This window comes from Marinovum sedimenti (assembly GCF_054052205.1).
Genome location: NZ_CM133223.1, coordinates 2638064 through 2657864, shown reverse-complemented (window position 1 = coordinate 2657864; position 19801 = coordinate 2638064). Strand labels below are relative to the sequence as shown.

Below are 19801 nucleotides of genomic sequence, written 5' to 3'. Positions count from 1 at the left end.
CAAAGCCGGGCCAACGGCTGTCCACGGGATGCCTCAGCACCGGTGCTTTAAGGCACTTTATCCCCAGAAAATCCGGACACTTTCAAAGCGAAACGCTTGGGACGCCACGACAGCCCAGTCGAGCGGGCAGCCGTCGGCCCAGCGTAACTTAATCCGCGCGGCCCCAATCGGCATCCTGCATCTCGCGCAATCGCGACGCCGTGCGTTCAAATTCAAACGCGCCCGAGCCTTCGACATAGAGCATTTCCGGCTCCGCCGCCGCACTCGCCACCAGCTTGACCTTGGCTTCGTAAAGCGCGTCCACCAGCGTCACGAAACGCTTGGCCTCGTTGAAGTTGTTTCGGCTCAGGCGCGGGATGTCTTCCAGTACCAACACCCGCGCCGCCTCGGCCAGCGCCAGATAATCCGCAGGCCCCAAAGCCCGCCCGCAAAGGTCATAAAACCGCGCCCGCGCCACGCCGTTGTGAAACGCCGGGATCTCGACCTCGCGCTTGTTCACCACCAACGTCAAAGGCGCGCCCTTGCCGCCGGTCAATTGCTGCCACACCTCTTCGATCTTGGCGCGGGCGGCATCGTCTGCGGGGGTGAAAAACACCTGTTCGCCGGACAAACGATCCTGGCGGTAATCGCGCGGACTGGCCAGCTCCCAGACCACCAAATGCTCTTTGATCTGCTCGATAAACGGCAGGAAAAGCTGACGGTTCAGCCCGTCTTTATAAAGCGCATCCGGCACCCGGTTCGACGTGGTGACCACCACCACCCCGGCCTGAAACAGGAACTCGAACAGACGGCCCACCACCATCGCATCGGTGATATCGGTGATCTGCATTTCGTCAAACGCCAGACAGCGCAGCCCCTTGGCGACTTGCTTGGCCACCGGGGCCAATGCATCTTCGGCCCCGGATTTGCGCGCCTCATGCATGCCGCGGTGAATTTCCTGCATGAAGGCGTGAAAATGCACCCGACGCACCGGGATATCCTGCGCAGAAAGCACCTCGGCAAACAGATCCATCAGCATGGATTTGCCACGCCCGACCCCGCCCCACAGGTAAAGCCCTTGCGGCGGCGGCGGTGCCTTGCGGAACAGCCCGCGTTTCACCGGCTGGGCCAGCGCGGCGCGAATGCGCTCGAACTCCGGCAAAACTGCCTCCTGCGCATCGTCGCGCTGAAGCTCTTTGGCCGCGACGCGGGCGGCGTAAATCTCGGGCAGGGTTTCCATATCCCTCGAATACCGCGCCGCTCAGGGATTGTGTAGCCCGCATCGCAGGGTGGAATTGTACGCATCACAATTGCTGAATTGACCAAGCGTTCATATCACCTATGGTGGCCGCTGCCCGTCAGGAGGGGCCCGATCATGCACGCCAAAACACCGCTGTTTACCCCCGTCCTGATGGTCGGCTGCGTCATCATCATGCTGAGCTTTGCCGTCCGCGCGAGCTTTGGCGTGTTTCAGATCCCGATTGCCGAGGATTTCGGCTGGCTGCGGGCAGAATTCAGCCTCGCCATCGCGATTCAGAACCTCGCTTGGGGGATAGGTCAGCCTATATTCGGCGCGCTTGGCGAAAAGTTGGGCGACCGGGTGGCGATTGTGGTGGGTGGCCTGATGTACGCGGTGGGGCTGGTGCTGTCGTCGGCGGCTGTCACGCCCGAAGCGCATCAGATGCTGGAAATCCTCGTGGGCTTTGGCATCGCTGGCACCGGATTCGGGGTGATCCTTGCGGTCGTGGGTCGGGCCAGTTCGGATGAAAACCGCTCGATGAGCCTTGCCATTGCCACCGCCGCAGGCAGCGCCGGTCAGGTGTTTGGTGCGCCGCTGGCGGAATATCTGCTTGGGTTGATGTCGTGGCAGACCGTGTTCCTTGTGTTTGCGGGAGTGATCCTTGCCTCACTTTTGACCTTGCCGCTGATGCGCGCGCCGCAGGCCGCCAGCAAGGCAGAGCTTGAGGAAAGCATGGGCCAAATCCTCAACCGGGCCTTTCGCGACCCGTCTTACACGTTGATCTTCCTCGGATTTTTCTCCTGCGGCTATCAGTTGGCCTTTGTCACCGCGCATTTCCCGGCGATGGTGACCGAGATGAGCGCCCCGATCCTGCCCGGTAGCGCACTCTATAATATCGGCATCACCTCGACCTCGGCCTTAGGCGCGGTGGCGATATCGCTGATCGGCCTGGCCAATATCGTTGGCACATTGTCGGCGGGCTGGCTGGGCAATCGCTACTCGCGCAAATACCTGCTGGCGGGGATTTACGCCGGGCGGACGGTGATCGCGGCGCTGTTCATCCTGGTCCCGATCACCCCGGTCACGGTGCTGCTGTTTTCCGTCGGCATGGGCGCGCTCTGGCTGGCGACGGTGCCGCTGACGTCGGGGCTGATCGCGCATCTGTATGGGCTGCGCTACATGGGCACGCTCTATGGCATCGTGTTTTTCAGCCACCAATTGGGCAGCTTTCTGGGCGTTTGGCTGGGCGGGCGGATGTATGACGTTTATGGCGACTACACGATGGTCTGGTGGATCGGCGTCGGCGTTGGGGCGTTTTCGGCGATCGTGCATCTGCCGGTCAAAGAGATCCGCCGCGCGCCCGTTGCAGCCTAGGCGCAGCCCGATCCATTGATGGATCGGTACCGATCTTTTGACAGATCGGGGCGTTTGCCGCGAGCCGCAGCGCTTACCTTGGGAAAGGTACGCGCGCGCTGAAACCGGGGCGCAGCCCGATCCATTGATGGATCGGTGCCGATCTGTTGACAGATCGGGGTGGTTGCCGCGAGCCGCAGTACTTCCATAGGGAAAGGTACGCGCGCGCTGAAACTGGGACGCAATCCGATCTGTTGACAGATCGGTGTCCTCCGCCGCAGAGCGTTTCGTGTCAGCATGCCACCGTGGAAGCGTCATGCGGCCGCTTCTTCCGTCAACAACCCTTCAGACACCAGCCGCGCGGCCCAGCCTTCGGCCCCGTCAAACAGATGCACTTGCCAGCCGCGCGCCTCGGCGACGGCGATATTGTCCGCCCGGTCATCCGCAAACAAAAGCGCCTCTGGGGCCACGCCGCAGGTCGCTTCCAACAGCTGATAAATCCGCGCCTCAGGCTTGATCGCGCCGATATGTCCGGAAATATAGCGCTGGTCGAATTCCGACAGAAACGGATATCGGGCGCAGGCCAGATCAAAGGTTTGCCGGCCAAAATTCGACAGCGCATAAACCGGCACACCCCGCCCCCGCAGTCCACGCAACAGCCGCACCGAACGATCAATCGCCGGGCTGGCCATATCGATCCAATTGTCGCGCCACAGCATGATCTCGGCGTGCCACTCCGGGTGCGCCGTGGCCAGATCACCCACCGAGGCCGCGAAATCCGCCCCCCGGTCAACATCGTCGTTCATCTCGGCCAAGGGCACATCGGCAAATAGCGTTTTGCGCCGCACCTCCCCGATCGTGGCGTCGTAGAATCGCTCTGGGTTCCACTCCAAAAGCACATTGCCAATGTCGAAAACCACGGCCTCGATCGCCATCAGATGCCCTCCACGCAGCGGATCAGCCCGGCCTCAACGCCCCGACGGCTCTTGATCACATGGTTCACCCGGCGCAGCGCGGCAGGATGATTGGCGTCAAGTTCCCCCAAACGGATCAACAATTGCGCGATCAACGCCTCGCTCGCACGGGTCGCCCCATCCGCGATTTTCAGCGCGATGCCCATGCCCAAACGCGGCACAATCGCAGTGAAAACGCCATCGGCCCCGGTCTTGACCACAGTGCCCTGCATCTCCCGCATCAGCTCGGTGCAAGCGCGGCCTTCGCCGGCCACCAACTCCGGATGGGCGTGCATCGCGCTCACCAACTGTGCTGCCGCTTGGCTCATCGTATCGCTGCGCGACCCGGCACTGGCAAACCACGCCATCGCCCGCGCCACACCGTGCAACGAGGCTGCAAAATTCGGCGCCGAACAGCCGTCGATGCCATAGCCGGGGCTGGTCTCGCCGGTCACGGTTTCATAGGCTTCAAGCACCGCACGCTGCACCGGATGATCCGGCGTGACATACTCCGGCCCACCACCCAAGTGCTTGTTTAGCATCAGAAATCCACAATGTTTGCCAGAGCAGTTGTTGTGAAGCTGGCAAGCGCGCTCCTCTGCCTTGATCAGCGCCGCCTGCGCCGGACGGTCATCGGGCCACTGCGATCCACAGCGCAGATCCGCCTCGCCCAGCCCCATGCCGGCGAGCCAGGACGCCGCCAGATCCGTATGGATCGCAGCACCGTCATGGCTGGCACAAACCAGCGCGCGATGCGACGAATCAAGCGATGCGCCCGCCCCGCTGGCCAGCAAAGGTAACGCCTGGATCATCTTGATCGACGAGCGCGGCAGGATCACCGCCTCCGGATCCCCCCAGGCCTCAACAATCGCGCCACTGCTGTCGCAAATGACGGCATGACCGTGATGGAGGCTTTCCAGAAACGGACCGCGCCGGATTTCTACCAGTGGCACAGCACCGGCATGAGGATTTTGGGTCATCAAACACCGTTCAACTATTGGCGATTTTCTGCCAACGGGCCTTTCGCCCGTCGCACCTTTGACGCTAATATGGTTTGGTCGAGAAGGAAATGGCCGCGTAGGAAGCCCGACCCTCAAAAGGGACCACGCGGCTTTGTTTGATTGAGGCTAGGACAGCTTGGAGGCTGGACATATGAATTTTGGTTTTGCGCGCAGCATGGCCGCGGTGATCGCACTGACGGCAGCAACCGGCGTGTCTGCACAACAAGAAAGCACCAATCGCGTCGCGGCCCAGACCGATTGGAGCGTTTTCACCGAGAGCGACCCCAAGGAATGCTGGGCCGTGACGCGACCGAAGGAAACGGTCAACACCCGCGATGGCCGCGTCGTGGCGGTGCGCCGGGGCGACATCCTGTTGTTTGCCTTCTTCCGCCCCGAGGCCGGGGTCAAGACGGCACAGATCACCTTTACCGGCGGCTATCCCTTTGCCAGCGGATCGACGGTGAACATCAACGTGAGCGGCACCGAGTTCGAGCTGTTCACCGAGGGCGAATGGGCTTGGGCGGCATCGCCTGCCGATGATGCCAAGATCGTGACTGCGATGAAGCGCGGATCTTCCGCGATTCTGACCGCCCGTTCGGCGCGCGGCACGATCACCAAGGACACGTTCTCGCTGCTTGGGTTCACCGCAATGATCGAAGACGCGGAAAACCGCTGCGCCGGGTAACCCCGCGTTTATCCCGGCTGTGCTCTCTTTAATATGAGAGCGCCGCGCCGGGCCCATAGGCGACATGCCGCACCACTGGCCGCACTTCGGGCGGGAATCCTTTTGATTCCGCGCCCGAATCCTATATGTGGGGCACTTCTTTTCGGAAAATGAGCCGCTGATATGACCGCGCCGATCACTCAGGATGTCCTGACCATCCCCCGTAAACTGCCTGAGGGCGGCAAGACCAATCTGATTGGCCTGACCCGTGACGCCCTGCGCGCCGCGCTGATTGCCATGGGCACCCCGGAAAAGCAGGCCCGCATGCGGACCGGCCAGATCTGGCAGTGGCTCTATCTCTGGGGCGTGCGCGATTTCGATGCGATGACCAACCTGTCCAAGGCGTACCGCGCTGAAATGGCTGACCATTTCTGCATCGAACTGCCCGAAATCGTCACCAAATCCGTCAGCACCGATGGCACCCGCAAATACCTCGTCCGCATCGCCGGCGGCCATGAAGTCGAGGTGGTGTATATCCCCGAGACCGATCGCGGCACCCTGTGCATTTCGTCGCAAGTCGGCTGCACGCTGACCTGTTCGTTCTGCCACACCGGCACGCAAAAGCTGGTGCGCAACCTGACCGCCGGGGAAATCATCGGCCAGGTCATGCTGGCGCGCGATGACCTTGGCGAATGGCCGGAACAGGGCGCAACGGGCAACCAACCGCGCCTGCTGAGCAACATCGTGCTCATGGGCATGGGCGAACCGCTCTACAACTTTGAAAACGTCCGCGACGCGATGAAAATCGCGATGGACCCCGAAGGCATCCAACTCTCGCGCCGCCGGATCACCCTGTCGACCTCGGGCGTGGTCCCCGAGATTGCCCGCACAGCCGAGGAAATCGGCTGCCTTCTGGCCGTCAGCTTCCACGCCACCACCGACGAAGTGCGCAACACGCTGGTGCCGATCAACAAACGCTGGAACATCGAAACCCTGCTGAACGTGCTGCGCGAATATCCGCGGGTCTCAAATTCCGAGCGCATCACCTTTGAATATGTGATGCTCAAGGACGTGAACGACAGCGACGCAGATGCCCGCCGTTTGGTCAACCTGATCAAGGGCATACCGGCCAAGATCAACCTGATCCCGTTCAACGAATGGCCCGGCTCGCCGTACGAACGCTCCACCAACGAGCGGATCAAACGCTTTGCCGATATCGTACACAACGCGGGCTATGCCTCGCCCGTGCGCAGACCCCGCGGCGAAGACATCATGGCCGCCTGTGGCCAGCTCAAATCCGCAACCGAACGCGCCCGCAAATCGCGCAAAGCCATCGAAGCCGAAACCGGCCTCTCACAAAGCTGACCCCTTTCAGGCTTCTTCTGGTAAAAAATACCTCGGGGGAGAGGTCAAAGGCCGAGGGGGCAGCGCCCCCTTCTTCCCTCTCCCGGCCTCACACCCCTACCGCACCGGCGAAAACACCGCATCCTGCAACGAACAATCGCGGATCACATCGCGCCCGCAGGGCACCGGCTCCATATCAAGCGAGAGGCAAATCCGCGCCTCCTGGATAAATCCATCGCGGCAGGTCACGGTGATCATATCCGGCTCCAGCTCTGGATTTTCCTTCAAAAACGCCTCTTCCACCACCGTGGCTGGCAGCTTCACAACCCGGTCGAGCTTGCGAAACACCTCTGGCCGCACCACCGCGTCATAGGCCTTGCGCGAGGCGTCATAATACCCCGCCGCCGAAAGCCCCGAACAGGTGCCATGCTTGTTCCACTGATGCCAGGCCAGCCCGGATGTTCCCATGATATCAACCATATCGCTGGTCATCGCCCGAGTTGGCGCGCGCGCCACCGTCGGGCAATACGACGGCCAGCCGCGATGGTACTGCGGCCACAGCCCATGCAGCGTCCAGCCATAATCGTGGCGCGGATCGCATTGCTCCGATCCCTTGGCATCGCCCTCAATTTCGCACCAGTTCGCCGACCAGCTTAACGCCAGCACCCAATAATCAAACTCCCCGGTCTTCTCTCCCTTGGCCCAGGCCAACACCGGCAGGCTCAACGCCACACACACAGCAATCACACGCATTTTTACTTCCCTTTTGTCCCCGGCAACACTATAAGCCCCGCAGTTCCCCGACAATGGAAACAGTTTCGGCCCAGACCGAGACAGCCTTATCCAGGCGACGGGAGAGATTTGTTCAAAGGAGACCGCCGCATGGCCAAACTGCTGCACCCCAAGGCAACCGCCGTCTGGCTGGTGGACAACACCACGCTGACTTTCAAGCAGATTGCCGATTTCACCGGTATGCATGAGCTCGAAGTTCAGGGCATCGCGGATGGCGATGTTGCCGCTGGTGTCAAAGGCTTTGACCCGATTGCCAACAATCAACTGACCCAAGACGACATCGACAAGGCCGAATCGAGCCCGATGGCGCGTCTCAAGCTGAAGTTCAACGCCGCCGCCCATGACGAAGAAAAACGTCGCGGTCCGCGGTATACCCCGCTGTCCAAACGTCAGGATCGGCCGAATTCGATCCTCTGGCTGGTGAAATTCCACCCCGAACTGGCCGACAGCCAGATCGCCAAGCTGGTGGGCACCACCAAGCCGACAATCCAGTCGATCCGCGAACGGACCCACTGGAACATTGGCAACATGCAGCCGATTGATCCGGTTGCGCTGGGCCTGTGCAAACAGACCGAACTGGATGCCGCCGTCCAGAAAGCCGCGTCCAAGCGTGCCGCCGCGGGCGATGCCATGTCGGATGACGAACGTCGCAAGCTGCTGTCCACCGAGCAAAGCCTCGGCATGACCACAGAGCCGCGCATTCCGACGGCCATCGAGGGTCTCGAGACCTTCTCGCTGTCTGGCAGCGACGATGATGAGGAAGAAGAAGACAAGCGCGACATCCACGACGCCGACAGCTTCTTCAACCTGCCCGGCAGCGAAGACGACGGCGAAGAGCAGCCGTAAACCGGCCTGCATCGTACAGTAATCTTGATAAACCCCGGTCCCAGTGGCCGGGGTTTTCCTTTGGAAACTGGCAAACGGCTGGGCTGGCAGATGTGCTGGCGAAAGCCGGGGAACCAAAAGCCCCCTGCCCCGTTGTCCCTGCGAATGCCCGCCGCGCCCGGCGGACGTGCCACCAGACAACAGGAAGCCCATCATGTGCCTGATCACCGCCTTTGAGACCCACGTTCGCGCCAGCGCCACCCCCACGCCCGACGGCGCAGAGATCACGGTATCACGCGGCGACACCGGACAGGTTTTGGTGGATGTGACGGGCCCGAGCTTTATCGCCGCGTCCGATCACGCCATCGCGGTGATTGACGGCTGTGCCGAAGCCGAGTTGGAAGACACTGAAACCGGCCGTGCCCGCCCGATCTATGCCCATGGCACCGTGATCCGCGACGCCGATGGGGCCCCCACCGGCTATCGCTGTGTGTTCGACCTCGACACGCTGCCCGCCGCGACCATACCGGTGACGGCAGGTGCCGTTCCGATGCAGGCCGCGTTGCGCTAGGTTACAGCTTCCCCGCGAGGTGCAGGTCAAGCTCTTCAAGCCGGTCCTGCCCCCAAAACTTCTGCTCCCCGACAATGTAAAACGGCGCACCAAACACGCCGTTTTCAACCGCCGCTTCAAGGTTGGCGCTATAAGCTTCGGCCCCGGCCAGCAGGCCGCTGTCGGCCAGCGACGGATCAAACCCAGCTTTGCCCAACAGATCGCGGATCACATCATCCTGCGCAATATCGCGTTCCTCGGCCCAAACCGCTCGGGTAAACGAATGCGCCAGTTCGCCCAAATTTCCGCCCCCTGCCTGCCCCGCCGCGATGAACGCATACGACGACGGTGCCATGTTGGTCGGGAAATGCGCTGGTTTAAGCGTGATTGGCATCCCCAGCTTTTTCGCCTGCCGTTCCAGATCCTGTAGCCGGTATTCCTGACGGCTCGGATGGCGGTCTTTCGGCGGCTGCCCCCCGGTCCGGCCAAAGCAGGCCGCGATGTCGAAGGGCTTATAATTGATCTCGGCCCCGTGGCGCTTGGCCACCTCTTCAAGGCGTGTGCCTGCAAGATAGACAAATGGTGAGATTGTCGCGAAGTAGTAATCAATTTGTGTCATGACGCATTGTCCCCTGACAGTTGGGTTTTGCGGACCGTAACCGCGTGCTAAGCGAAGTCAACGTCACGAATCTTTTACTTTCCCTCCTCCTCAGGACCACGACATGCCCCAGATGATCGAACCGAAACTGATGTCCGGCAACGCCAACCTGCAATTGGCGAAGTCCATCGCACGCCGGATGTCGATGCATCGCGGAATAAATGTCGGCCTTGTCGACGCCCGTGTTGAACGCTTTAACGATCAGGAAGTCTTTGTAGAGGTTTATGAAAACGTCCGCGGCGAGGATATGTTCATTATCCAGCCGACCTCGAACCCCGCCAATGACAACCTGATGGAACTGCTGATCATGGCCGATGCGCTCAAACGCTCGTCGGCGGCGCGGATCACCGCTGTGATCCCCTATTTCGGCTACGCCCGTCAGGATCGCCGCTCCAAGGCGCGCACCCCGATCAGCGCCAAGCTGGTGGCCAACATGATCGCCCAGGCCGGGATCGAGCGGGTTCTGACAATGGACCTGCACGCCGCGCAGATCCAGGGCTTCTTCGATATCCCGGTCGACAACCTTTATGCCAGCCCGGTGTTCGCGCTCGACATCAAGAACCAGTTCAAGGGCAAGATGGATGACATCATGGTCGTATCGCCCGACGTTGGCGGCGTGGCCCGCGCACGGGAATTGGCCAAGCGGATCAACGCACCGCTGTCGATCGTCGACAAACGCCGCGAAAAGGCGGGCGAAGTGGCGGAAATGACCGTAATCGGCGATGTGACGGGCAAGAAATGCATCATCGTCGACGACATCTGCGACACCGCCGGCACGCTGTGCAAAGCCGCCGAAGTGCTGCTGAAGGCCGGCGCGACCGAGGTCCATTCCTACATCTCGCACGGCGTGTTGTCCGGCCCGGCGGTCGAGCGGATTTCCAAATCGGTGATGAAATCGCTGGTGATCACTGATTCCATCGAAGCCACCGACGCGGTGAAAAACACCAAAAACATCCGCATCGTGCCAACCGCGCCGATCTTTGCCCAAGCGATCCTGAACATCTGGAACGGCACCTCGGTGTCCTCGCTGTTCGATCACGAGACGCTGGAGCCGATCTACGAAGGCATCCTCTGATCCCCTAACATCGCGCCCGCCCCATCGGCGGGCGCATCCCCCGACAGACCACACAAGCCGCGCAATGTGCCCCCTACCGACGCTGGCGCAAGCCGCGCATCGCTGGGCCGTGGTACGGCGAGCCAACGGCACTGTTACAGCGCTTTATCCCCGCAAAACCCGTACACCCCCTAACCAATGCGCCAGCCGCAGCCAAATCGCCGTGCCAGGGGGCGGCCCAGCCCCTCTCGGCGGATTTGGCGCGGCCAAATCTCCTGCCGGGCAATGGATGCGCGGCGGCCTGCGGCCTTGATTCCGCGCGCAGCACAATCCCCCCACGCTTACCCACTTTTCCTCGGCCCCTAGATTCGCTAGACCAATCCAAACCCAATTCGACAGCGGAAAGAGCCCCATGGCACTGGAAAAGACATTCGACGCGCAATCCGCGGAACAACGGATCTATGACGCCTGGGAAAACATCGGTGCCTTCCGCGCCGGTGCCAATGCCCGCGACGGCGCATCGACCTATAGCATCATGATCCCGCCGCCCAACGTCACCGGCGTTTTGCACATGGGCCATGCCTTCAACAACACGTTGCAAGACATCCTGATCCGCTGGAAACGCATGCAGGGCTATGACACCCTCTGGCAGCCCGGCACCGATCACGCCGGCATCGCCACGCAGATGGTTGTCGAACGCAAACTGGCCGAAGACGGCAAACCGCCGCGCCGCGACTGGGACCGCGATGATTTCACTGCCGAGATCTGGAAGTGGAAACACACCTCCGGCAACTCGATCTTCCAACAGCTCAAACGCCTCGGTGCCTCCTGCGATTGGGACCGAGCGGCCTTTACCATGTCGGGCGCGCCGAATGCGCCTGCGGGCGAAGAGGGCAATTTCCACGACGCCGTGATCAAAGTCTTTGTCGAAATGTACAACAAGGGCCTGATCTATCGCGGCAAGCGCTTGGTCAACTGGGACCCGCATTTTGAAACCGCGATCTCCGATCTCGAGGTCGAGAATATCGAGACGCCGGGCCACATGTGGCACTTCAAATACCCGCTCGCGGGCGGCGCGACCTATGAGTACGTGGAGAAAGACGAAGACGGCAACGTCACCCTGCGCGAAACCCGCGACTACATCTCCATCGCCACCACCCGCCCCGAAACCATGCTCGGCGACGGTGCAGTCGCGGTGCACCCGTCCGACGAACGCTATGCGTCCATCGTCGGCAAGCTCTGCGAAATCCCGGTGGGCCCGAAAGAACACCGCCGATTGATCCCGATCATCACCGACGAATACCCGGACAAAGATTTCGGCTCCGGCGCGGTGAAAATCACCGGCGCGCATGATTTCAACGACTATCAGGTGGCCAAACGCGGCGGCATCCCGATGTACCGCCTGATGGACACCCGCGGCCAGATGCGCGACGACGGCGCACCGTATGAAGAAGCCTCTGAAATCGCAGTCGAAGTCGCCACCGGCGAACGTACCCTGACCGAGTCTGAAGCCGACGCCATCAACCTCGTCCCCGAAGACCTGCGCGGTCTCGACCGGTTCGAAGCGCGCAAAATCGTGGTGCAGCAAATCACCGACGAGGGCCTCGCCGTGATGGTCCCTGCCCCGCCGGTTGAAGACGGCGAAACCTGCTTTGACGGCGGCATGATGGCCTATGTCGAAAACAAACCGATCATGCAGCCGTATGGCGACCGCTCCAAAGTTGTGATCGAGCCGATGCTGACCGACCAATGGTTTGTCGACACAGCGAAAATCGTCGGGCCGGCGCTCGACGCCGTGCGCGATGGCACGGTTCGGATCATCCCGGAGTCGGGCGAAAAAGTGTATTACAACTGGCTCGAAAACATCGAACCCTGGTGCATCTCGCGCCAGCTGTGGTGGGGCCACCAGATCCCGGTCTGGCACACGCCCGGCACTGGCGACGAATGGCGCTCGTTCTGCGCCGCCACCGAAGAAGATGCGCTGGCGCAAATGCACGCGACCTTTGGCGACGACGCTGAATTCCTGATGGTCGAGGATGAAAAGGCCGCGACCGATCTCTTGGCGAGCTACTTCGAGAACATGACCGACACCACCGGCGTCGACCAACGCCGCCGCCCGCAAGCGATCCCGGTGTTCCGCGACCCCGATGTGCTCGACACCTGGTTCTCCTCCGGCCTCTGGCCAATCGGCACGCTCGGCTGGCCCGAAAACACCGAGGCGCTCGACAAATACTTCCCGACCTCGACCCTGATCACCGGCCAAGACATCATCTTTTTCTGGGTCGCCCGGATGATGATGATGCAGCTCGCCGTGGTCGATCAAATCCCCTTCGACACCGTCTATCTGCATGGCCTCGTGCGCGACGCCAAAGGCAAAAAGATGTCGAAATCCACCGGCAATGTGGTCGATCCTCTTGATATCGTGGACGAATACGGCGCTGACGCCCTGCGCTTTACCAATGCCGCGATGGCCTCGCTCGGCGGCGTGCTCAAGCTCGACATGCAGCGCATTGCCGGCTACCGCAACTTCGGCACCAAGCTCTGGAACGCCGCCCGTTTCGCCGAAATGAACGGCGCGACAGGCTCGGACGGCACGATCCCGACGGCCACCTACCCGGTCAACACTTGGATCATCGGCGAAACCGCCCGCGTCCGCGAAGTGGTCGACCAAGCGCTGACCGATTTCCGTTTTAACGATGCCGCCCAAGCGCTTTATGCCTTCGTCTGGGGCAAGGTCTGCGACTGGTACGTCGAGTTCTCCAAACCGCTGCTGCTTGACGGCGACGACGCCACCAAGGCGGAAACGCAAAAGGTCATGGGCTGGGTCATCGACCAATGCCTGATCCTGCTGCACCCGATCATGCCCTTCATCACAGAAGAGCTTTGGGGCACGCTGGCGACACGACCGAAAATGCTGGTCCACACCGATTGGCCCACCTACGACAGCACGCTGATCGATGCCGAGGCCAGCCGCGAAATGAACTGGGTGATCGAAGTGATCGAAACCACCCGCTCGGTCCGCGCCCAGATGCACGTCCCCGCTGGTCTGCACGTACCGATGCTGGTCACCCAAATGGACGACCTCGCCCGCGCCGCATGGGATCGCAATGAAACGCTGATCAAGCGCCTCGCCCGCATCGACAGCCTGACCGCCGTCGACAGCTTCCCCAAAGGCTGCGCCACCCTGCCCGTCACCGGCGCCACCTTCGGCCTGCCACTGGCCGATATCATTGATGTCGACGAAGAAAAGGCGCGGCTGGAAAAGACCCTTGGCAAGCTCGCCAAGGAGTTGGGCGGGTTGCGCGGGCGGTTGAAAAACCCGAAATTCGCCGCAAGCGCACCCGAAGAGGTGGTCGAAGAAACCCGCGCCAACCTTGCCGCGCGCGAAGAAGAAGAGTCTAAACTGAAAGAGGCCCTCGCTCGCCTCAGCGAACTCTAACCCCTTCTTCTGTTCTAAAATACCGCGGGGAGCGCGAGGGGCTGGCCCCTCGTTCCCGCACGAAACAACAGGCGGCGCGCCCCCAAAAGGCGCGTCACCTCACTACATCTATAAGAAAAAGCGCGCGGAAGCGCTCAATTTGAAAACGCGCGCCAGAAGTGCATCCGGTCAGTTCACCAGATGAACGTCAACCGTGGCATCAAGCGACGCCGCCAGCGACATGAACCGCGCTTCGGCCACCTCACCGTACAGTGGCCAGGCCCCCTCGCTCAGCCGCAGGCTCAGCACCTTCTTCTTCGGCCGCCAGCCCAGCTCGCCAATATGCCCACCCTCCGACATCCACAACATCGCACCAAACCGCATCGCCTTACCGAGGATTTCGGCCTCGCGCTGCGATGGCTCATCAATGATGCCGAACAGCTCCTCAAACCGCGAGCCGCTCCGCTTGTTCTTGTAGCGATGCAGCAGCGCCAGCCCCAGAAACACCCGCTCCGGATGGCTCAACCCGCCCAGATTGGCGCGGGTGGCGTTGTCAAAACAGGTCTCGGCCCGGTAATCCGGATGCGCCCGCCAGCTTACGTCATGCAACAGGCACGCCGCCTGCACCAGCCGAAGCTTTTCCGGCCGCACATTGGCGAACAGCGGCAGAATGAATTCGTACAGATCACGGCCAAACCCCGGCAGCCGCGCATCCTTGGCCTCGGCAAACAGACAGGCCTCGATCAGCGGATCCCGGTCGCGCAACTGCTGCGGCATCTGCTCATAAAGCAGCCCCTCGCGAATGCCATAACTCGACACCGCGATATCCTTGGGCCGGAACGTCTGCACCAGCCGTTTCAGCACCTCAACAGCATACGGCACCAGCGCCATCCGCGACGATGACAAGCCGCAAACGCCGCGCAACTCTTCCAGATCCCAGCCCGCGATGTATTTCGCTGTCTCGCGCACCGCCGTGGTGCTCATCCGGTATTCGTGTTGCACATGAAGCGGATAGCCGCGCCGCTCCATATCGATCCGCGCAATCGCGCGCCACGACCCACCGACAAGGAACAACCGGTTCGATTGCGGCCCCATCCGCGCGTGCAGGTCCTCCATCACCGATTTGATCTGCGCCTTACGCCCCTTGGCCCCGCCTTTAATATCGCGCAGCTTCAGCGGCCCCAAAGGCGAGGTCACCCGCTTGCCAACAACCCCGTCGTTGATCTCGGCCAGTTCCATCGACGAGCCGCCAATATCGCAGACCAGCCCATACGACCCCGGCCAGCCCAGCAGAACGCCCTGCGCCGACAGCCGCGCCTCTTCTTCGCCGTCAATGACGTGAATCTTCAGCCCGCATTCGCGCTCGACCTGGTGGCAGAAGTCCGGCCCATCCTCGGCATCCCGCACCGCAGCGGTGGCCACGGCGGTCAGCGGCGGCAGGTCCATCCCCCGCGCGAGGTATTGAAACCGGCGCAGCGCAGACAGCGCCCGGCGCCGGCCCTCGGGGTTGAGAATGCCGGATTCCGCCATCCCCGCGCCAAGGCCGCACATGATCTTTTCGTTGTAGAAATACGCCGGGCTGCGCGCCGCGCCGTCAAACACCACCAGCCGAACCGAGTTCGACCCGATGTCGACCACCCCCACCCGCGCCAGCTTGCGTGCGCTGGGATCGTCAAACAAAGCCCGGCCAAATGGCCCATGATCCTGGCCCGCGGTCTCGGTTGTTACATCCATGGAAGTCCCCGGTGTTTTTTCTCATATGGACCAGTCGCCCCTCTCGGGTCAACGATCCGATCCGCATAAATCGTCGCGCGACCGGTCAGTCGCTGCCGTGTGTCAGCGTCGGCACATCGCCCGCGCCCGCCGATCCGCGCCCCGAAAGCGAGGGGTTCTCCATAAAGAACCGGTGGCAATTAAAGGCAAATTCGCCCTCCCCCGGCACGGCCCGGAGAAATTTTCCATCCGGTCGCATCACCCAGCTTTGCGCCACATCCGCCAGGTTGGCGGCCATGATTTGATCGGTGATCTGCGCTTTGACGGTGGGGTTCTTGGCCTCGACCAGCGTTTCGATCCGCCGGTTAAGGTTGCGCCCCATCCAGTCTGCCGAGCTGAAAAACACCCGCGCGCGGTCCGACGGCAGCCCGCCGCCGTTGCCAAAACAAACAATCCGCGAATGCTCCAGAAACCGACCGATGATCGATTTGACGCGGATATTCTCGCTCAGCCCCTTCACGCCCGGCCGCAGCCCACAGATGCCGCGGATCACCAGGCTGATCTTCACCCCGGCCTGACTGGCACCGTAAAGCGCGTCGATGATATCCGGCTCGATCACCGAATTCATCTTGGCCCAGATCGCGGCGGGCCGCCCAGCGCGGGCATGTGCCGCCTCGGCCTCGATCATCGCCAACAGATCATTTTTCATGTCGTGCGGCGAAATCGAGATGTTCTTCAATTCCAACGGGCGCGCATAGCCCGAGACATAGTTGAACAGCTTGGTCGCGTCGGTGCCAAGCCCGCTATCGCAGGTGAAAAAGCCCAGATCGGTGTAAATCCGCGCCGTGATCGGGTGGTAATTGCCGGTGCCATAGTGGGTATAGGTCACAAGGTCTTTGCCCTCGCGCCGCACCACCGTCGAAACCTTGGCGTGGGTTTTCCACTCCAGAAAACCATAGACAACATGCGCCCCCGACCGCTCTAACCGGCGGGACTGGCGAATATTGGCAGCCTCGTCAAACCGCGCCTTGAGCTCGACCAGCGCGGTGACCGATTTGCCATCCTCCGCCGCCTCGCAGAGCGCACTGACGATGGGCGAATTCTTGGACGTCCGATACAGCGTCTGTTTGATCGCCACCACATCCGGGTCACGCGCCGCCTGTTGCAGGAAGCGCACCACCATATCAAAGGTCTCATACGGGTGATGCAGCAGCATGTCTTTCTGCCGGATCGCGGCAAACATGTCGCCGTCGTGGTCCTGCACCCGTTCGGGCACCCGTGGCGTGAACGTGGGCCACAGCAGATCGGGCCGGCTCTCTAGCACCAATTCCTTGAGGTCAGCGGCCCCCAACATGCCGTCGAGCTCGATAATCTCTTCGTCGCGCACATGCAGTTCGCGTTTGACGACATCCAACAGGCGCGGCGGGGCCCCGGCAGAAATCGTCAGCCGCACCACCTCGCCCCGACGGCGGCGTTTCAGCGCCACCTCGAATTCGCGCACAAGGTCTTCGGCCTCGTCCTCAACCTCAAGATCGCTGTCGCGCAGCACCCGGAACAGGAAATGCGCGCGCAAGCGATAGCCCGGAAACAGGCTTTCGGTGTGCAACAGCAACAGCTGCTCCAGCGGCAGGAACCGATGCGTGCCCTCGGCCGATTGCAGCCGCACAAACCGGTCGGTCTGATGCGGGATCGGCAACAGCGCTTTCAGCACCCGGCCATCGTTTTGCCGCTCAAGCTCTAGCGCGAGGCTATAGCCGGTGTTGGGAATGAACGGAAACGGATGCGCCGGATCAATCGCCAGCGGCGAGAGGATTGGAAAGACCTGCCGCATAAACACCTGATCCAGATGCTGTTTGTCCGAAAATTTGAGATCGACCCGGTCGACGATCTCGATCCCTTCGCCCTCCATCTCGCGGCGCAGCGCCGCCCATGTCTGTTGTTGCGACGCCATAAGCCGCCGCGCATCATTGCGGATCAACACCAGCTGCTCACCCGGTGTCAGCCCATCTGCGGCAGGCGTGGTCAGGCCCTTGTTCTCCAGCTCGCGCAGGCCCGCCACCCGCACGGTGAAAAACTCATCAAGGTTCGCCGCCGATATCGACAAGAACCGCAGCCGCTCCAGCAACGGCACACGCGGATTGCCCGCCTCTTCCAATACCCGCCAGTTAAACCCCAGCCAGCTTAATTCCCGGTTAAAAAATCGCCCCGGCCCTGCAAGATCCAGCTTGGGTTGTGCCACCGGCTCGGGGAAGTCGGAATTCAGGAAATCGGCTTGCGTCATGACGGGCTCAGCCATCCAGATCCGCAAGCGCCTGCACGGCGCGGCGCGCCATTTCGCGGCTCATCGGTTTGCCACTGTTCAACGCCACATCATCCAGTTCCGCCACAATCTTTTGCGCCGCAAGGAACGAGCGCGGCGCATGGCGCACCAGATACGGGATCACATCCGGGCTGGGGCTAAGCTGTCGGTCGGCAAACAGCTTACCCAGCACCGCGCCCAGCAATTCGTCGTCGGGCGGGTTCACCGCCACCACCTGTGTCCCTTGCATCCGGCTTTTCAGATCGGGCAGCTCCAGCCCCCAGCGCACCGGTTCATCCGTCGCGGTGATCAACAGCGTATGGCCCTCGGCCAGCACCAGATTGTGCAGATGAAACATATGCGCCTCGGCATCGGCGTTGCCCGCCGCCTCTTCGGCGTCTTCGATACACAGCGATCCCTGCGCCAATTCGCCCACCTTGGCGTCGGGCAGGTCCACCGCCCGCACGATCCGCGCGCCCGATTGCTCGGCCCAGACATGCGCCAGATGCGTCTTGCCACTGCCCACTGGACCCTTCAGCACCAGCTTGCGCCCGGGCCAATCGCGCCAGCCATCAATCATGCTAAGCGCCAGCGCATTGGACGGCGAGATATAGAAATCATCCCGCCCCAGCGCCGGCTGTTCTGTCAGGTCGAACTTTAGCTGCTTGGTCATTTCAAATATCCTGCGGCCGGCAAATTCAGTCATCCGACACCCCCCGATACAGGCGACTGTCAAGATATTGGCGGGTGGCAAATCGGGCCACCACACCCAGCGCCGCGGCCACTGGCACGGCCACCAGCATCCCGACAAACCCGAACAGCGATCCAAACACGCTGAGCGCCAGCAAAAGCCAGACCGGGTGCAACCCGACCGAGCTTCCCACCAGCTTGGGTGTTAACAGATTACCCTCAATCACTTGTCCCACAACGAAAATTATCGCGACAATTGCGATTTGCAGCCAGTCGCCCCAGAACTGAAACAAAGCCAGCCCCAGCGCCAGCGCCCCGCCGACCAATGCGCCGACATAGGGGATAAAGGTGACAAGCCCGGCGATAAACCCGACGATCAGGCCAAATTGCAGCCCCGCCAGCATCAGTGCCACGGCATAATATGTCCCAAGGATAAGGCAGACGGTGCCCATACCGCGCACAAAGCTGGCCAGCGTCCTGTCAATGTCGCGCGCCAGCCCTCGGATCACCGGCGCATGGTCGCGCGGCAGCAGCTGATCAATGCGGGCCACCATGTTATCCCAATCGACCAAAAGATAGACGGTCACCACCGGAACGATAACAAACAGCATAACGATGCTAAGGATCGACGCCGCCGAAGACAACAATGTTTCCAACAGCTTGCCGCCGTATTCCTGCACCTTTTCGCCAATCGACACCAGCGATTGCCGCATCGCGGAATCCGCTTCCATCAGGTCAGGAAACCGGGTGACAAGGAAGTCGCGCAGGTTGGCAAACAGCTCGGGCGCAATGTCCACAAGGTCCGCCGCCTGTGTCACCAGCGTCGGCACCACCAGGATTGCCAGCAGCACAAAGACCACCAGCGCACAGACCGTGATGACGGCCACAGCCGCAGCCCGCGACAACCCGGCCCGCTCTAGCCGATCCGCCACCGGATCAAGCAGATAGGCAATCGCGCCGCCCAGGACAAAAGGCAACAGCACATCGCCCAGAAGCCATAGCAACAACGCGATAACAACGGCGGCGACGCCCCAATATTTGAACTGTTCCCGAACCGGCAGGGCCATGCGCACATCCCTTATGTTTCCCGATACATCGCCTGTTGAGGTCGGGGTTTCAAGGGCGGGCCACACCGCGACACGCCGTATAACCCTGTATAACAGTGTATAACTCGGTGATCCTGCGGCACCCTGCGGTTTCTTTTGGCCGTTTTGGTGCCGAAAGCCGTGGCCAGGGTCTGCGCAACGCTCAGCCCCCTTGCCATCTTC

16 protein-coding genes are annotated in these 19801 nt (G+C 61.6%); 7 read left to right on the top strand and 9 right to left on the bottom strand.

All coding sequences use genetic code 11. The features are described from left to right. Positions 1 to 148: 148 nt before the first annotated feature. Positions 149 to 1219: a cell division protein ZapE gene (gene zapE, locus ACW9UO_RS12795; RefSeq protein WP_457086187.1), complete on the bottom strand. Its 1071-nt coding sequence runs from the start codon at positions 1217 to 1219 to the stop codon at positions 149 to 151. A 135-nt stretch (positions 1220 to 1354) separates the two neighbouring features. On the opposite strand from zapE, the gene ACW9UO_RS12790 reads away from it, so the two are divergent. Next, complete coding sequence (locus tag ACW9UO_RS12790) at positions 1355 to 2593, top strand: MFS transporter (RefSeq protein WP_457086186.1); 1239 nt, start codon at positions 1355 to 1357, stop codon at positions 2591 to 2593. 293 nt (positions 2594 to 2886) lie between these two features. Here the strand turns inward: ACW9UO_RS12790 and ACW9UO_RS12785 are convergent, their stop codons facing one another. Then, a complete protein-coding gene (locus ACW9UO_RS12785; protein WP_457086185.1) occupies positions 2887 to 3507 on the bottom strand; it encodes an HAD-IA family hydrolase in 621 nt (206 codons plus the stop codon). Next, positions 3507 to 4505, bottom strand: coding sequence for an asparaginase (locus ACW9UO_RS12780; RefSeq protein WP_457086184.1), 999 nt, complete (start codon positions 4503 to 4505; stop codon positions 3507 to 3509). Before ACW9UO_RS12780 ends, ACW9UO_RS12785 begins: the two co-directional genes overlap by 1 nt. A 196-nt stretch (positions 4506 to 4701) precedes the next feature. On the opposite strand from ACW9UO_RS12780, the gene ACW9UO_RS12775 reads away from it, so the two are divergent. Both ACW9UO_RS12775 and rlmN read left to right on the top strand, forming a co-directional pair. Further along, entirely contained in the window at positions 4702 to 5211 is a 510-nt protein-coding gene (locus ACW9UO_RS12775; protein WP_457088651.1) for an invasion associated locus B family protein, read from the top strand. A 162-nt stretch (positions 5212 to 5373) separates the two neighbouring features. Further along, complete coding sequence (gene rlmN, locus ACW9UO_RS12770) at positions 5374 to 6555, top strand: dual-specificity RNA methyltransferase RlmN (protein ID WP_457086183.1); 1182 nt, start codon at positions 5374 to 5376, stop codon at positions 6553 to 6555. Positions 6556 to 6651: 96 nt separating this feature from the next. Here the strand turns inward: rlmN and ACW9UO_RS12765 are convergent, their stop codons facing one another. Further along, positions 6652 to 7287, bottom strand: coding sequence for a ribonuclease T2 family protein (locus ACW9UO_RS12765; RefSeq protein ID WP_457086182.1), 636 nt, complete (start codon positions 7285 to 7287; stop codon positions 6652 to 6654). A 129-nt stretch (positions 7288 to 7416) separates the two neighbouring features. On the opposite strand from ACW9UO_RS12765, the gene ACW9UO_RS12760 reads away from it, so the two are divergent. Both ACW9UO_RS12760 and ACW9UO_RS12755 read left to right on the top strand, forming a co-directional pair. After that, entirely contained in the window at positions 7417 to 8172 is a 756-nt protein-coding gene (locus tag ACW9UO_RS12760; protein ID WP_457086181.1) for a DUF1013 domain-containing protein, read from the top strand. A 193-nt stretch (positions 8173 to 8365) separates the two neighbouring features. Further along, the gene (locus ACW9UO_RS12755) at positions 8366 to 8722 is read left to right on the top strand and encodes a hypothetical protein (RefSeq protein WP_457086180.1); all 357 of its coding nucleotides are present in this window, start codon (positions 8366 to 8368) and stop codon (positions 8720 to 8722) included. A 1-nt stretch (position 8723) separates the two neighbouring features. On the opposite strand, the gene ACW9UO_RS12750 is transcribed toward ACW9UO_RS12755, so the two are convergent. Beyond that, entirely contained in the window at positions 8724 to 9320 is a 597-nt protein-coding gene (locus ACW9UO_RS12750; protein WP_457086179.1) for a 2-hydroxychromene-2-carboxylate isomerase, read from the bottom strand. Between the two features lie 103 nt (positions 9321 to 9423). On the opposite strand from ACW9UO_RS12750, the gene ACW9UO_RS12745 reads away from it, so the two are divergent. Together ACW9UO_RS12745 and ACW9UO_RS12740 are read left to right on the top strand one after the other, a co-directional pair. Continuing rightward, on the top strand, positions 9424 to 10434 hold the full coding sequence (locus ACW9UO_RS12745) for a ribose-phosphate pyrophosphokinase (RefSeq protein ID WP_457086178.1): 1011 nt from the start codon (positions 9424 to 9426) through the stop codon (positions 10432 to 10434). Positions 10435 to 10825: 391 nt separating this feature from the next. Continuing rightward, positions 10826 to 13852: a valine--tRNA ligase gene (locus tag ACW9UO_RS12740; RefSeq protein ID WP_457086177.1), complete on the top strand. Its 3027-nt coding sequence runs from the start codon at positions 10826 to 10828 to the stop codon at positions 13850 to 13852. Positions 13853 to 14020: 168 nt separating this feature from the next. Here the strand turns inward: ACW9UO_RS12740 and ACW9UO_RS12735 are convergent, their stop codons facing one another. From ACW9UO_RS12735 to ACW9UO_RS12720, 4 genes are all read right to left on the bottom strand, one after another. Continuing rightward, on the bottom strand, positions 14021 to 15565 hold the full coding sequence (locus ACW9UO_RS12735) for a Ppx/GppA family phosphatase (protein WP_457086176.1): 1545 nt from the start codon (positions 15563 to 15565) through the stop codon (positions 14021 to 14023). Between the two features lie 85 nt (positions 15566 to 15650). Further along, on the bottom strand, positions 15651 to 17825 hold the full coding sequence (locus ACW9UO_RS12730; RefSeq protein ID WP_457088650.1) for an RNA degradosome polyphosphate kinase: 2175 nt from the start codon (positions 17823 to 17825) through the stop codon (positions 15651 to 15653). A 7-nt stretch (positions 17826 to 17832) separates the two neighbouring features. After that, complete coding sequence (locus tag ACW9UO_RS12725; RefSeq protein WP_457086175.1) at positions 17833 to 18516, bottom strand: P-loop NTPase family protein; 684 nt, start codon at positions 18514 to 18516, stop codon at positions 17833 to 17835. Positions 18517 to 18541: 25 nt separating this feature from the next. Beyond that, positions 18542 to 19600, bottom strand: a complete 1059-nt coding sequence (locus ACW9UO_RS12720) for an AI-2E family transporter (RefSeq protein WP_457086174.1) — start codon at positions 19598 to 19600, stop codon at positions 18542 to 18544. Positions 19601 to 19801 lie beyond the last annotated feature (201 nt).